The organism is Streptomyces sp. NPDC001970, assembly GCF_053594115.1.
Map to the genome: position 1 here is coordinate 118443 of NZ_JBSFDW010000006.1, position 12988 is coordinate 131430.

At 69.1% G+C, this 12988-nt stretch carries 16 protein-coding genes; 3 read left to right on the forward strand and 13 right to left on the reverse strand.

Features of this window, described 5'->3' with window-relative positions; translation table 11 throughout:
- The first annotated feature begins 129 nt into the window (after positions 1–129).
- Positions 130–1350 carry an FG-GAP-like repeat-containing protein gene (locus ACWCP0_RS10205; protein WP_451078399.1) on the forward strand — a complete coding sequence of 407 codons (1221 nt, stop codon included), beginning with the start codon at positions 130–132 and terminating at the stop codon, positions 1348–1350.
- Positions 1351–1710: 360 nt separating this feature from the next.
- Here the strand turns inward: ACWCP0_RS10205 and ACWCP0_RS10210 are convergent, their stop codons facing one another.
- From ACWCP0_RS10210 to ACWCP0_RS10265, 12 genes are all read right to left on the reverse strand, one after another.
- Entirely contained in the window at positions 1711–1884 is a 174-nt protein-coding gene (locus ACWCP0_RS10210) for a hypothetical protein (protein WP_451078400.1), read from the reverse strand.
- Between the two features lie 26 nt (positions 1885–1910).
- The gene (locus tag ACWCP0_RS10215) at positions 1911–2336 is read right to left on the reverse strand and encodes a hypothetical protein (RefSeq protein ID WP_451078401.1); all 426 of its coding nucleotides are present in this window, start codon (positions 2334–2336) and stop codon (positions 1911–1913) included.
- Positions 2336–3802, reverse strand: a complete 1467-nt coding sequence (locus tag ACWCP0_RS10220) for a phytoene desaturase family protein (RefSeq protein WP_451078402.1) — start codon at positions 3800–3802, stop codon at positions 2336–2338. The genes ACWCP0_RS10215 and ACWCP0_RS10220 overlap by 1 nt, the downstream gene beginning before the upstream one ends.
- On the reverse strand, positions 3799–5517 hold the full coding sequence (locus ACWCP0_RS10225) for an ABC transporter ATP-binding protein (protein WP_451078403.1): 1719 nt from the start codon (positions 5515–5517) through the stop codon (positions 3799–3801). Before ACWCP0_RS10225 ends, ACWCP0_RS10220 begins: the two co-directional genes overlap by 4 nt.
- A complete protein-coding gene (locus ACWCP0_RS10230) occupies positions 5514–5693 on the reverse strand; it encodes a hypothetical protein (protein WP_451078404.1) in 180 nt (59 codons plus the stop codon). Before ACWCP0_RS10230 ends, ACWCP0_RS10225 begins: the two co-directional genes overlap by 4 nt.
- A gap of 22 nt (positions 5694–5715) precedes the next feature.
- The gene (locus tag ACWCP0_RS10235; protein WP_451078405.1) at positions 5716–6453 is read right to left on the reverse strand and encodes a class I SAM-dependent methyltransferase; all 738 of its coding nucleotides are present in this window, start codon (positions 6451–6453) and stop codon (positions 5716–5718) included.
- Positions 6450–6995 carry a hypothetical protein gene (locus ACWCP0_RS10240; protein WP_451078406.1) on the reverse strand — a complete coding sequence of 182 codons (546 nt, stop codon included), beginning with the start codon at positions 6993–6995 and terminating at the stop codon, positions 6450–6452. The genes ACWCP0_RS10235 and ACWCP0_RS10240 overlap by 4 nt, the downstream gene beginning before the upstream one ends.
- Entirely contained in the window at positions 6992–8008 is a 1017-nt protein-coding gene (locus ACWCP0_RS10245; protein ID WP_451078407.1) for an alpha/beta fold hydrolase, read from the reverse strand. Before ACWCP0_RS10245 ends, ACWCP0_RS10240 begins: the two co-directional genes overlap by 4 nt.
- Complete coding sequence (locus ACWCP0_RS10250; protein ID WP_451078408.1) at positions 8005–8841, reverse strand: hypothetical protein; 837 nt, start codon at positions 8839–8841, stop codon at positions 8005–8007. The genes ACWCP0_RS10245 and ACWCP0_RS10250 overlap by 4 nt, the downstream gene beginning before the upstream one ends.
- A 102-nt stretch (positions 8842–8943) precedes the next feature.
- The gene (locus ACWCP0_RS10255) at positions 8944–9123 is read right to left on the reverse strand and encodes a hypothetical protein (protein WP_073756738.1); all 180 of its coding nucleotides are present in this window, start codon (positions 9121–9123) and stop codon (positions 8944–8946) included.
- Between the two features lie 104 nt (positions 9124–9227).
- Entirely contained in the window at positions 9228–9428 is a 201-nt protein-coding gene (locus ACWCP0_RS10260; protein ID WP_451078409.1) for a hypothetical protein, read from the reverse strand.
- A 324-nt stretch (positions 9429–9752) separates the two neighbouring features.
- A complete protein-coding gene (locus ACWCP0_RS10265; protein WP_451078410.1) occupies positions 9753–9935 on the reverse strand; it encodes a hypothetical protein in 183 nt (60 codons plus the stop codon).
- A 337-nt stretch (positions 9936–10272) separates the two neighbouring features.
- On the opposite strand from ACWCP0_RS10265, the gene ACWCP0_RS10270 reads away from it, so the two are divergent.
- Both ACWCP0_RS10270 and ACWCP0_RS10275 read left to right on the forward strand, forming a co-directional pair.
- Positions 10273–11205, forward strand: a complete 933-nt coding sequence (locus tag ACWCP0_RS10270) for an ABC transporter ATP-binding protein (RefSeq protein ID WP_451078411.1) — start codon at positions 10273–10275, stop codon at positions 11203–11205.
- Between the two features lie 11 nt (positions 11206–11216).
- Entirely contained in the window at positions 11217–11966 is a 750-nt protein-coding gene (locus ACWCP0_RS10275; protein ID WP_451078412.1) for an ABC transporter permease, read from the forward strand.
- Positions 11967–12251: 285 nt separating this feature from the next.
- On the opposite strand, the gene ACWCP0_RS10280 is transcribed toward ACWCP0_RS10275, so the two are convergent.
- On the reverse strand, positions 12252–12986 hold the full coding sequence (locus tag ACWCP0_RS10280) for an ABC transporter permease (RefSeq protein ID WP_451078413.1): 735 nt from the start codon (positions 12984–12986) through the stop codon (positions 12252–12254).
- Positions 12987–12988 lie beyond the last annotated feature (2 nt).

Below are 12988 nucleotides of genomic sequence, written 5' to 3' on the forward strand. Positions count from 1 at the left end.
CACTCAGGCGTGCCGCTGCTTCCCGGCCTGCGACGGCCGGCAACTGGAGACCCGCAGCACTGCCCCGCAGCCCCGTCGGTCCGACGGGATAAGGTGCCGACGCGCATCAAGTGGGAGGGGATACAGCACATGCAGAACCGTTTCGTGCGGGGGGTGGCGACGCTCGCCGGCCTCGTGCTCGCCGGCACCGGCCTGGCCACCGTGAATGCCGCTCCGGCGGCGGCCGGCGCGTACGACTGCCCGGCGGGCTACTGGTGTGGCTGGTCGGGCGGGAGCGCGACCGGGCAGATGTACAAGACGAACAAGAGTGTCGCGGACCTGGGCAGCTGGGACAACAAGATCCGCTCGCACGTCAACCGGACAGGATCGATCGCCTGCGTCTACGAAGACAAGAACTACGTGCCGTGGGGTGGCTACTTCCCCGAGGATCCCGCCGGTCCCGGCGAATACCACTCGTACCCGACCGCGACGACCAGCTCGGTCAAGTTCGTCCGCACCGAGCGCGAGTGCAGCCAGCCCGCCTACCCGCGCTGGTACTCCGAGACCTCCCCCAAGGCCCTGGGCTTCGGTGACATGAACGGCGACCGCAAGGCCGACGTGATCGCCCGCGACACGGCCGGACGGCTGTGGTTCACTCCGGGCGACGGCACCGGCCGGCTCATCGGCACGGGCGGCTGGAACGGCATGAACGCCCTCGCCCGGCACGGCGACTTCAACCGTGACGGCCGCGAGGACCTCATCGCCGGCGAGGCGTCCACCGGCAAGCTGTGGCTCTACCCAGGCACCGGGACCGGCTCCCTCGGCACCCGCAAGCTGATCGGTGCGGGCGGCTGGAACGGCATGCGCAACATCACCGCCTTCGGCGACCTGACCGGTGACGGCCGCTCCGACCTGATCGCGGTCGAGAAGACCACGGGCAAGCTGTACCTGTACCCGGGCACCTCCACCGGCACGCTCGGCGCGCGCAAGCTCATCGGCACCGGCGGCTGGAACGCCATGAACGCGCTCGTCGGCGTGGGCGACATGAACGGCGACGGGCGCCCCGACCTCTACGCGCGCGAGGCGTCCACCGGCAAACTGTGGCTCTACCCCGGCCGCTCAGCCGCCCTCGGCGGGCGCGTCCTGGCCGGCAAGGGCGGCTGGAACGCCATGGCCAACCTTATTGCGCCCGGCGACTTCTCCGGCGACGGACGTCCCGATCTTGCCGCCGTGACCAACGACAAGTACGTGATCGACGGCTACCCGGGTCACCTCGGCTGGCTGGTCACCTACCGGGGACTGGGCAACGGCCTCCTGTCGGGCGGCGAGCGGACCGACGGCGAGTGGTGGGGCCTCAACGGCTTCTGCTAGGCCCCGGCCGGCTTCTGCCGAGCCCGTTTGCACGAGACGGGCACGGGGGCCGGGACCTTGTGCAGGCCCGGCCGCAACGAGGGCTGGACCCGCACCTGTTTCTCTCCCCCGTTCCCCCGTTCCGCATCCAGCCCCCCTCCGGGAAGACGCACACTCGGAGGGGATCGGGCTCATCCGTCGTGGCTGCCCGAGCATGCACCCTGCCCGCCTGCCCCTGGTGGTGCTCACCGCCCTGAAGGGCACGGACAGGGCACGCGCAGGGGGTAGCCGATTCGATCGGCTGCCCGGACAGCGGTCGCACACGACAGCGTCGGTCCTCAGGGCCACCATCAGGGCCTGAGGACCGACGCTTCGCGGTGGCTAGCTGCCGGCGTGCTCCTCTCGCAGGATCTGCTGCCGCAGCTCCACCAGTGCCCGCAGAGCATTGCTGTACATCTGGATGCTCTTCTCGCTGTGCGTGTTCACGGCGGTCTTGACCTCGTTGAAGGTCTTGGCGATGACCTCGTCGAGGTCGTTCCTGTCGATGCCGCTCATGCTGCTTCTCCTTTCGGTGGGCGTGGTCAGTCCCGGTTGGCGGGCCACGAGGTGATGTTCTGCCAGGGACCGCAGTCCCTCATGTTTTCGGTGCCTTTGCACACCGTGAGCCGGCCGGAGGAGGTGAGCCGGTGGGCCTGTCGTGCCGTGACGTCGACAGTGCCAGGGCCGCACACCTCGGCCTGCTTCCTGAGCGGACCCGGGGCAAGGTCGTTGACGAACCGGGTCCACACCGAGTAGCAGCCCTCACCGGTGTTGGACAGCTTTCCGCTGATCACCAGGTCGCGGGGCTGCTCGATCCACCGCTCACCGGTGGCGGTGGCTGTTTCGTGTCCGGCCGACCAGGCGACGGTCCGCGCCGGCTTGGTGACGTCCGCAGCGGTGGCCGGGGTGGCGACGGTGAGCAGGGCGCCGACGGCGGCCGCTGCGGCGACCGGGACGCGAGCACGCATCAGATCAACTCCTTCTTCGGTGGAGACAGGTTGGGCGGGGTCCGTATGCCGTGATGGCGGCGGAGCGCGGACAGGGCGGCGAGATGGCCGCACATGCCGTGCACGGAAGGTCCGGGAGGGGTGGACGCGGAGCACAGGTACACCCCGGGCAGCGGGGTGGTGTACGGGTCCCAGCGCGCGGTCGGGCGCGCCAGTGACTGGCGTAGGGTCATGGCTCCCGCGGCGATGTCCCCACCCACGTAGTTGGGGTTGTACATCGCGTACTGGGCGGCCGAGAGGCCACGGGAAGCGATGACTGTGTCGGTGAAGCCCGGTGCGTACTCCTCGATGCGCCGACGGATCAGGTCGACCGGGTCGCGGGTGTCGCCGTTGGGGACGTGGGCGTAGGCCCATACGGGCCGTTTGCCCCCTGCGACCCGGGACGGATCAGTGGCGGCTGGGTCCACGACCAGGACGAACGGGTCGCGGACCCGGTTTCCCGCCGCGGTGGCGGTTTCCTGACGGAAGATGTCGGCCCGGGTGCCGCCGAGGTGGACCGTGCCGGCCTGCCGCACGAGCGGGTTGGCCCACGGGATGGGTCCGGAGACGAGGAAGTCGGCCTTCGCCGCGCCTGGGCCGTAGCGGAAGCGGCGCAGGGCGCGCCGGTAGCCGGAGGGCAGCCGCTCACCGGTGATCGCCAGGAGTTCCTTGGGACTGACGTCCATCAGGACGAGCGGGAAGTCGGCGAGCTCGACCAGGTCCCTGATGCGGTGTCCGGTGTGGAAGACGCCGCCGTGCGCGGTGATGTCGGCCGCCATCGCGTCGGCGATGCGGGCGCTGCCACCCTGGGCCAGGGGCCAGCCGCTGCTGTGCGCGGTGTGCGCGAGGAGCATCGCGACCGCCGCCGACGCGATCGACGGGAGCCTGCCGACGGCGTGCGCGGCCACGCCCGCCATCAGCGCCCGCGCCGGCTCGGTGGTGAAGGGTGTGCGCTCGGTGGCGTGGGCCAGCACGCGGGGTGCGAGTAGCAGAGGCGTCAGAAGATCCGGTGGCAGGGTGCGCTGACTGGACAGGAGTAGGTCGACCACGGCCTGGGACCGGTTGGCCAGGGGGCCCATGAGTCGTGCCCAGCGCGGGCCGTCGGCGCCCAGGTGGTCCGCAGTGCGGCTGACGCTGCGCCATGCGGCCGCCGCCCGCCCGTCGGGCAGGGGGTGGGCGTACGGCATATCGGGCTGCAGCAGCCGCACTCCGCGAGCGGGCAGGTCGAACTGCCGGAAGAACGCGGAGGCGGCGGCCATGGGGTGGACGGCCGAGCAGATGTCGTGCACCACGTCCTGGTCGAAGAGCGGCTCGGTGCGCAAGCCGCCGCCGATGGTGTCAGCCGCCTCGAACAGGGAGACGCTCAGGCCGGCCCGGGCGAGGGTCACGGCGGCGGCGAGCCCGTTGGGCCCGGAGCCTACGATCGCGGCGTTCGTCGCGGGGCTCATGAGGCGGTCCCGGAGGGGGCGAGCTGTCGGCCGGAAAGCCGCCGGTAGGTGCTGTCGCCGTCCATCAGCTCGGCGTGCGTGCCGATGGCGCGCAGGCGCCCGTCCTCGATGACGAGGATACGGTCGGCGCCGATGGTGGTGGACAAGCGGTGCGCGATGGTGAGGACCTGGCAGCGGGCACCGATGGTGGTGAGGGCGTCGCGAAGGGCCGTCTCGGAGTCGGAGTCGAGGTTCGAGGTGGCCTCGTCGAGGAGCAGCACATCGGGACGGGTCAGCAGGGCCCGGGCGATGGCGAGGCGCTGCCGCTGCCCTCCGGACAGGCCGGTTCCGCCTTCACCGAGTTCGGTGTCCAGACCGTCCGGCAGGGCGTCGATGACCTTGGTCAGGTGGGCAGCCTCCACCGCCACCGCAATGTCCTCGGGGGTGGCGTCCGGGTGGGCGTACGTGAGGTTCTCCCTCACCGTGCCACGCATCAGCGGGGAGTCCTGCTCGACGAGACCGATCCGCGAGCGCAGTTCGCCGAGCGGCATGCTCGCGGTGTCGGTCCCGGCCAGGCGGATCGTGCCCCGGTCGGGGGTGAAGAAGCGCTCGACGAGCTGGAACAGGGTTGTCTTGCCGGCGCCGGACGGGCCCACGATCGCGGTCACTCCGGTGGCGGGCAGGGAGAACGACACGTCGTTCACGGCGGGGGCCGCGGTGTCGCCGTAGCTGAAGGTGACGGCCTCGAACTCGACCGCCGGTGCCCCTGCGACGGTGACGGAGCCGGTCGCGTCGCCGGTCTCCTCCTGCTCGATGGCGGCCAGCTCCTGCACCCTGTCGATGGCGGCCCGGCCCTGTTGGAACTCCCCGAGCGACATGAACAGCATCACCAGCGGAGACACCAGATAGAACAGGTACATGATGAATGCCGTCAGGTCCTCGACAGGGAGGGCTCCGGTGGCGGTCCGCGCCATGCCCCACGCGATCACCACGGCCAGGGACACCTGCGTACCGACGTTCATGGCGGGCATCAGCATCGCCGACAGCCGGGTGACGCGGAGCCCGCTGCCGCGTGCGGCGTCCGCGAGGGTGTGGAGGCGCTCCTCCTCACGCTGCTCGGCACGGGACGCCTTCACGGTGGTCAACGCTCCCAGCACCCGCAGGAGTCCTGAGCCGTAAGCGCTGGTGTCCTCCCGGTTCGTCACTGCCGCTCTGCGGACCGCGCGGGCCAGCCCGAGGGCGATCGCCGAGGCGGTGCCGAGGCAGCCGGCCGTGGCCAGCAGCATCTGCCAGTCGATCCACGCCATGACGGCGATGCAGCCGACGGCGGTGAACCCAGAAGTGATCATCTGGGCCACGGACGAGGACAGGGCGATCCTGGCGATCGAGGTGTCGGCGACGGTTCGGGTGAACACATCGCCGTGCTCCAGCTTGTTGAACGCCCGTATCTGCGCGTGCAGGAGACGGCCGGTGAGCGTGGTGCGCATGTCGAGGACGATGTTCTCCCCGGCACGGCCGATCAGATAGAAGTGGGTCGCGGCCAGTAGCGCGTCGGCGGCGAACAGGGCGGCGATGAACACGATCGGCCACAGCACCGGCCGATCCGTCGCGACGGCCTCGATCAGGTCGCCGATGAGAAGCGGCTGTACGAGGGTGGCGACGGTGCCCATCAGGCCGAGGAGGGTGCCGGCGCCGAGCAGCAGTCGGTGGCGGCGGACGATCACGGATATGTTCACAGGTTGCCCTTACCGAAGACGACCGAGATGACCGTGGCAGCGGCCGCGGCGAGAATGAAGCTCTTGACCCACGCGTCCCGAGTGACCACGCCGTTGTCGCGGAACATCACCAGCGTGCTCGGTACGGCGAAGGCGAACGCGATGGCGAAGCACGTCAGACGGCTTGCTGTCAGCACCGCCGGCCCCTCCCTTCCCTGCCTACTCGGTGGCGCGCGCGGTGTACCAGTCGTACGGCTGCGGGCTCTGGGCCGGGTACACGTGCTGGACGGTGAATCCGGCGCGGTTCAGGCAGGCTTCGACCTCGTCGCGCTCGATGAGCAGGACGTGCTCGCTGAATTCCACCGGTGGTGTGCCGACTGCGTCGATGCGGGTGCCCATGGTGAGGAGATCCGCGTCGTCGAGGGTGATGGTGAAGGTGGTGGTGCCGCCGTGGTGCGGGGTGGGCAGCGTCACCGTGTGCTGCGCCACGAGCGGCCGGTAGGTGCCGGTGGCGTAGTACTCCAGCGACAGCGTCGCGCCCGGCGCCAGCACGGCGCGTATGTGGGCGAGGGCGGCCGTCAGCTCTTCGCGGTCGGCCACGCACGCCAGCGAGCCCATCGTGGAGTATGCCGCGTCGAACGGGCCGGTGACCGGAAGCGGCTCCCGGAAGTCGGCCCGCACCAGCGACACGTTTCCGGGGACGGTCTTGGCGCGGAACTCGTCCAGCATCGGCCGGGAGTTGTCCAGGCCGACCACCCGGGCGGCGATGGCGGCGACGGGGATGGCGACACGGCCGGTGCCGACGCCGATCTCCAGGACGTGGGCGCCGGTCACGTGCGGGCGGAGCCGGTCGACGGCGGCCTCGGCGGGCATGGCGGGAGCGATCAGCGAGTCGTACACGGAGGCGACTGCGATCCCGTACTGGACGTCGTGCGTGTCCTGCGCGTCCTGAGTCACGGGTTCACCTCTTCGTAGTCGAAGACCATGTCGTACTTCGGATCTTCGCTGTGGTCGTAGCCGGAGTAGCGCACCAGCAGCACCTGGAACAGCGGGAAACCCGGCTCCGGAGTGAGGCGTTGACGGACGAATTCGTTGACGAGCCGGTACGCGGACTCCTTGGCCTCCTTGTGCAGCGGGGTCATCGCACCCGGGTTGTTCAGCAGGGTGGAGGCCACGTCGAAGATGGCCTTCTCGGCGCGGCGGCCGGGGAACCAGAAGGCGTGGATCAGCTTGCGGGGCGCGATGGGGTACACCTCCCGCCACTCGGTGTGCTCCGTCCTGTCCTCATTGGCGAGCCGGTAGAGGAAGTGCTGGTCCTCCACGGCCGGGTTGGGCGCGAAGAACCGCCAGTTGGGGATGAGGATCCCCGTGCCCGTCTTGTCGCCGCTGCGGACCTTGTCGTAGCTGCGGTCGGGGTGCTGGCCCAGTACCGACGCCACGAACCAGCCGGCGAGGATCGCCGGTACCGCCCGTTCCATCACCGTGGACGTTCTGCTCACGCCGCATCCCCCTGCTTCTGCCGGTCTTCTCCGCCGTTCTGCGCCGCGGCCGCCGCCACCACGTCCTCGATGGCCCTGGTGGTGAGCGGGGCGTGCTCGACCCCGCCCGTGATGGACAGATGACTGGAACCGGGGATGGTCACGATCCGGCCGCCGCTGCCCGACGCGATGTACTCGTCGTACAGGTCCTGGTGCTCGGGGGTGTCCCGCATGGTCGACTCGGCCGCCACCACGGAGACGGGGATCCGCAGCCGGTCGAGGGGCCGCCCGCCGTCGAGCATGAAGGCGTACGAGTAGTCCCACTCGCGCCGTCCGGCTCGCCATGTGGAGGGGGCGGAGCCTTCCAGACGCAGTGCCCGCAGGTGAGGACTGTTCTCCGCGAAGGAGAACAGTCCCTTCTTGTCGATGAGCAGGCCGGCCCCGAACACCGACGACCACGGGCCGAGCTTCATCGTCAGGTTCACGCCGCGGGAGCCTTCGCGCTGCCTGCGGGAGTGCAGCAGCTCACGCGGGTGGGTGGGGTCGACCAGTACCAGTCCGTGGATCCGGCCGGTGGTGGCGGCGGCCGCGCGGTGGGCGAGGTAACCGCCGAGGGAGTGCCCGGCCAGCACGCAGGGGCCGTCGGTGGAGACGGCGTCGGCGATGACTTCGGTCAGGTCGTTCACGGACTCGCCGAGCGCGTAGTCCTCCGGGCAGCGCCGCAGCGAACTGCGGTATCCAGCCCGGTCGTACAGCACCAACGAGATCGCCGGGTCGAGGTGGTCGGCGACGAGCAGCCACGCCGCGGACGAGTTCATCAGGCCGGCGTCGCACACCAGTGTCGGACCGCCCGCCGCACCACGCCGTACGTGGTAGGTGATGAGGTTGCCGCTGTCGCAGCGCAGGCGGCGCCGCTCGAAGCCCGCGTGGCCGGCCTGGGTGGCGAGGGTGGCGTAGCCCTGGTGGGCGAGACCGGCGGCCAGGCACGCGGCCAGGCCCGCTGTGGTGAGTTTCGGGAACGTGAGCCTGCTCATGCCGCCTCACCGGTGCCTTTGGCGAGTGCCCTGACGGACGGATAAGTGGATGCGAACGCCCATGCGAAGCGGGACAGGCCCATGAAGCGGGCGTTGGCTACGTGGAAGGCACCCATGACGAGCAGGCCGGCGTCGATGTACTTGCCCTTTTTGAGCAGCAGTAGGGGGAATCCGCACTCCAGCGCGAGAACGGTGTGGCAGACCGCGCGGGACAATGCCGGGTACTTCTCCAGTTGGTTGTAGAACCACTCGTCGCCGTAGGTCCGGGTGCGCATGATCTTCGCGAGGGCGTCGCCGGACCGCCAGGTGTCACCAGGGAGTTTGGCCCAGCCGGACGCCCCGTAGGACAGGACGGTCTGGGCGCCGATGAACTGCACGGCGGCGGTGCGGCTGGCGTCGGTACCGCCGGCCCGGCCGAGTGCGGCGGCTGTCTGCACCAGGAACGACACCTGGTCGGATCCGTCCGTGCCGAACAGGTGCCGTGGATAGATGAGGAGCTGACTGCCCGCCAGATAGGCGTTGGCGGCCATCCGTACCTTGTTGCTCTTCACCGGTGAGATGAGGACCGCTGCTGCCAGGGCGCGGGAGCCGTGGAGGGCCTGGGTGACCGGTTCGCGGGCGATGAAGTCCTTGACGGCCTGCATCGCCCTGGTTTTGGCGGGCACTTGGGACCTGGTGTGGTTCCAATCGTTCAGGCCGCCCGGTTCCCGGTCCGCCCTGCGCACGATGTACTCGAGGCTGGACAGCAGGTGTGTGGCGGCGGACAGCCGCTCGGCGGTGGTGAGCGGCTTCGCGCACGCCGACTCAGCGGCTCTGCGGAGACGTGACAGCATGATCTGTTCCTGGTCGCATGTCAGTTGAGGTGGCGTGGGGCGTGGGGCGGTGAAAGGGACAGGCGGGAAACCCCGGACCGCTGGGCTTCCCGCCAACGCCCGCTACTTCTGGGCGGCCTTGACCGCGGCGCCGACGCCGGCGGCGGCGGTGATGACGGCGGACACCTTGCCGCCGGCCACAACGCCTGCAACGAACGCAGCGGGGGTCGCCATCACGGGAGCGACCGAGCCGTCGGCCGCCTGACCGGCGCCTGCGTTGACCTTCTCAACGAGCACGGACATGGTGCATCCTCCAATAATCTGATACATGGGAGAGTGCTCCGGTTCTGGCAGACACTTGCACTGTCTGCCAGAACCGGAGTCTCCGGAACCGGGGCTCACCGGGCTCAGCCGGTGGCCACCTTGTACGCCGCGTAGGCAGCACCGGTAACCGCACCGGCACCGACCACGGCACCAGCGGCCTTGGCGATCACGGGGGTCGCGAAGATGGCCGGAGTGGCCATGACGGGAGCCGTGCCGCGAGCGGGCGCGCCCGCCTCGAGCGCCCCCTTGAGGGACGCGTTGGCGTTCACCTTCTGCGTCAGCATGTGTTTTCCTCCTCTCCGTTATGTGTCGGGGCAGGGAACATCCCGCCACCGCGGGGAATGCCCGGCGGCGGGAAGTCGGACGGAAAAATAGGCGTCACTTCGGTCGTTGAGAAAGCCGATATTCTCGACCGAATCACGGTAGGCCCGGATATGGGAACAGCAGGCCGTGGTCGCCGTGAACAGGAAATTCTGGACGCGCGTCAGACAGGGCTTCTGGTAAGTGGCTGATTGACTTCGGCTTTACCGTGGCGTACGCAGGGTCAAGGAGAATCAGCGTGCGCACGCAGGTGTGACAGCGGCGACCGTGAGGGGCGCCGCGAGGTGCTACTTGACCGCCTTGGTCGCCATGTAGGTGGCGACCGCGGCGCCGGCGCTCACGCCAACCTTGACGGCGGCCGGCGTGAAGATGGCCGGAGTGGCCATGACGGGCGCGATGCGCGCCTCGGGACCGCGCTCGGCCACGAGATCGGCGAGCGAGGCGTCCTGATTCACCTTGTCCAGAAGCATGAACTTCCCCCTTGACTGAGATCACGTGGACTGCGCGGACGGACTGGGGCGGCCACACCTGGAGGGCGGGGCGACGAAGCGTCGGGTCCGCGGCACCAGGCGGAGGGTGGTCAGTCCCTGCCGCCGGTGAACGTGCCGTCAGTATATGAACGACCGGATCCACTTGATCAAGTAATTACCCGCGTGATCGGCGTCACAATGTGATTATTTTCGCGGAATTTGAGGTTCCGATTACATCGGGCCCTTTCACGGAATCTACAATTCCACGCCTGGCTTCTCGCTGTTCGCACGTGAAAGAATCGCCTCATCCCCCATCCATTCATTTGAGGAAGGACGCATGGCTCAAGAGGGAAGCAGTCATATTCATGCCGAGGACGTATGGCGCCGATACGGGCGGGGAAGGAACGCGTTCGACGCCGTACGCGGGGTCAGCTTCACCGTCCGGCCCGGGCAACTGTTCGCCCTCCTCGGAACCAACGGCGCCGGCAAGACCTCCACCGTCGAACTCCTCGAGGGCCTCGCCGCCCCGCACCGGGGCCGCGTCCGTCTGTTCGGCGGACTCGATCCGGTCGCCGACCGGGGCCGCATCCGGCCCCGTACCGGGGCGATGCTGCAGGAGGGCGGCTTCATATCCCATCTGACGGTGGCGGAGAGCGTGGAGATGTGGTCCCAGCTCACCTCCCGGTCCCGACCCGTTGCCGAGGCCATCGAACTCGCCGGGCTGCCTCACCGCGCCGACGTGATGGTGCAGAACCTCTCGGGCGGCGAGAGGCGCCGACTCGATCTGGCCGTCGCAACGCTGTCGCACCCTGACGTGCTGTTCCTCGACGAACCGACCGCCGGCATGGACGCTGAGGGCCGCCACGCCACATGGCAGCTCGTCCGGAGCCTGCAGGAGAAAGGCACGACGATCCTTCTGACCACGCACTACCTGGAAGAAGCCGAGTCCCTCGCAGACGAGTTGGCGATCATGCACCGGGGTCGGATCGCCTCCTCCGGCACCGTCTCGGAGATCGTCGCCGGCCACTCGTCGACGCTGTCGTTCGGTCTGCCGGACAAGTGGGCCGTTCACGAACTGCCTGTCAGCGGCAGGGCGGAAGAGCGGGGCGGACGGGTGATCGTCACGACCAAGCAGTTGCAGAAGGACGCCGCCCGGCTCCTCGCCTGGGCCGAGGACCGTGACGTGACGCTGGACCGGTTCACCGCGCGGCCGGCCTCCCTCGAAGAAGCCTTCATCAGCATCGCGAGCCAGGAAGGGGCGGCGGAGTGAACGGTCTGGCCATGCGGCACATGAAGGCCCTGTTCCGTATCGAGTGGAAGCTGTTCAACCGGATCAAGGCGAACTACATCTTCGTGTTGTTCGTGCCGTTGATGATCACGGTGTCGATGCGGTTCGTGCAGGACCAGATGGAGCTCGACAAGCACGGCCTGAACCTGGGCCCGCTGATGGTGTCGACCGCCGCCGGGATTCTGATGATCTTCTCCCTGTACTCGTCCGTCACCGGACTGTACGTGGCCCGCAGAGAGGAACTGGTGCTCAAGCGGCTGCGTACGGGAGAGGTGTCCGACCAGGTGATCCTCGCCGGCGGCGCGTCCATGTACGTCACGATCGCCGTGGTGCAGATCGTGGCGGTCGCGGCCGTGCTGTCGGTGATGTTCGGTGTGGCACCCCGGCAACCGCTCTCGGCGGTCACCGGGTTGCTCACCGGAGTTGCGCTGATGACGGCAATGGCAGCCGCGACGGCGGCGTTGTGCCGGACCGTCGAGTCCGTGCTGATTGCCACGCTCCCGGCCGTCTTCATCCTGCCGATGATCTCCGGGATCTACATCCCCCGCGAGGTGCTGCCCGAGATGCTCGGCGACGTGCTGCTGTTCGCGCCGATGTCCCCGACGGTCGACCTGATGCGCTCCGGGTGGACGGGTGAGCTGACAGCGGGCGATGCGTTGATCCGAGGCGTGCTGGCGATCGCGTGGACGGCTCTGTTCGCTTGGATCGCGGCCCGCAGATTCCGCTGGGAGCCCCGCACCTGACTCCCTGTCGGAACGAATCGCCGCAATGGCTGGTGAGGCGATCCGGTGGAACGGTTCCTCGGCTCACCGTTGACGGCGGTCGTCCGCTCTGTCCGGCACGGATCTGGAACGAGCGCTGCCCAGCGGGTTCAGCCTTCTTCACCGAGGGAGGCACGCTTCACCGCCGCGTTCCGAGCATGGGTGTCGAGTCGTGGACGACGCTCGTCGTCGACGTTCCGTCGGCGCACGGGCAGGCTGGTGGCTGTTTGGATCGGCCGCCGGGGGCGCGTGCCGGGCGCCAGAGAGTCAGACGTCGCGTCGGCGCACCGCCTGCCAACCGGCCAGCAGTGCGGCAGCCGCCCACAGCGCGGTCACCGCGAGCCCTGTCCAGGGGCCGAGGCCTCCCGCCGGATCCTGGTGCAGCACTTGTTGACCGGCGCGGTCCGGCAGGTAGGCGGCAGCTCCCTCGGCGATGTCTCCGACGACGAAGGACACGATCAGAATGAACGGGATGAGCAGGCTCAGCACCGCGACGGCGCTGCGCAGCAGGAAGGCGAGCCCCGCGGCGAACAACGCCATCAGAGTGAGGTAGATCCCTGCGCCCAGGCAGGCTCGCAGCGCACCTGGTTCGCTGAGGCCGATGGCGTACTTCCCCAGGAACGCCTGCCCCACGAAGAAGGTGGCGAAGGCGGTGGCGAGCCCTACGACGAGAGCGGCGCCGGCCAGAACCGCCGCCTTGGCCGCGTAGAAGAGGTCCCGGTGCGGCACTGCGGACAGCGAAGTCCGCAGGGCGCCGCCCGCATACTCGGACGACACAGCGGTGGCCCCGAAGGCGATGGCCGCGATCTGTGCGAAGTTGATCGCGTAGAAGGCTTCGAAGACGGGGTCCCCGCCGTTGTCCGCCTCGGCTCGGCCCACGGTGGCGAAGACGAGCAGAGTGATGGCCAGGGCCGCGGCGAAGACCGCGATGAGCGATCCGAAGCTCGCCCGGACCGACCGCATTTTGATCCACTCGGAGTGGAGCACCGCTGTGACCGACATGG

What these genes read in the sequence shown, in the direction of transcription:
- ACWCP0_RS10215 (WP_451078401.1), bottom strand. Translation starts at nt 2,336, where the DNA reads ATGCGTGCTCGCGTCCCGGTCGCCGCAGCGGCCGCCGTCGGCGCCCTG.
- ACWCP0_RS10265 (WP_451078410.1), bottom strand. Translation starts at nt 9,935, where the DNA reads ATGCTTCTGGACAAGGTGAATCAGGACGCCTCGCTCGCCGATCTCGTG.
- ACWCP0_RS10255 (WP_073756738.1), bottom strand. Translation starts at nt 9,123, where the DNA reads ATGTCCGTGCTCGTTGAGAAGGTCAACGCAGGCGCCGGTCAGGCGGCC.
- ACWCP0_RS10275 (WP_451078412.1), top strand. Translation starts at nt 11,217, where the DNA reads ATGCGGCACATGAAGGCCCTGTTCCGTATCGAGTGGAAGCTGTTCAAC.
- ACWCP0_RS10245 (WP_451078407.1), bottom strand. Translation starts at nt 8,008, where the DNA reads ATGAGCAGGCTCACGTTCCCGAAACTCACCACAGCGGGCCTGGCCGCG.
- ACWCP0_RS10205 (WP_451078399.1), top strand. Translation starts at nt 130, where the DNA reads ATGCAGAACCGTTTCGTGCGGGGGGTGGCGACGCTCGCCGGCCTCGTG.
- ACWCP0_RS10250 (WP_451078408.1), bottom strand. Translation starts at nt 8,841, where the DNA reads ATGCTGTCACGTCTCCGCAGAGCCGCTGAGTCGGCGTGCGCGAAGCCG.
- ACWCP0_RS10260 (WP_451078409.1), bottom strand. Translation starts at nt 9,428, where the DNA reads ATGCTGACGCAGAAGGTGAACGCCAACGCGTCCCTCAAGGGGGCGCTC.
- ACWCP0_RS10220 (WP_451078402.1), bottom strand. Translation starts at nt 3,802, where the DNA reads ATGAGCCCCGCGACGAACGCCGCGATCGTAGGCTCCGGGCCCAACGGG.
- ACWCP0_RS10280 (WP_451078413.1), bottom strand. Translation starts at nt 12,986, where the DNA reads ATGTCGGTCACAGCGGTGCTCCACTCCGAGTGGATCAAAATGCGGTCG.
- ACWCP0_RS10270 (WP_451078411.1), top strand. Translation starts at nt 10,273, where the DNA reads ATGGCTCAAGAGGGAAGCAGTCATATTCATGCCGAGGACGTATGGCGC.
- ACWCP0_RS10210 (WP_451078400.1), bottom strand. Translation starts at nt 1,884, where the DNA reads ATGAGCGGCATCGACAGGAACGACCTCGACGAGGTCATCGCCAAGACC.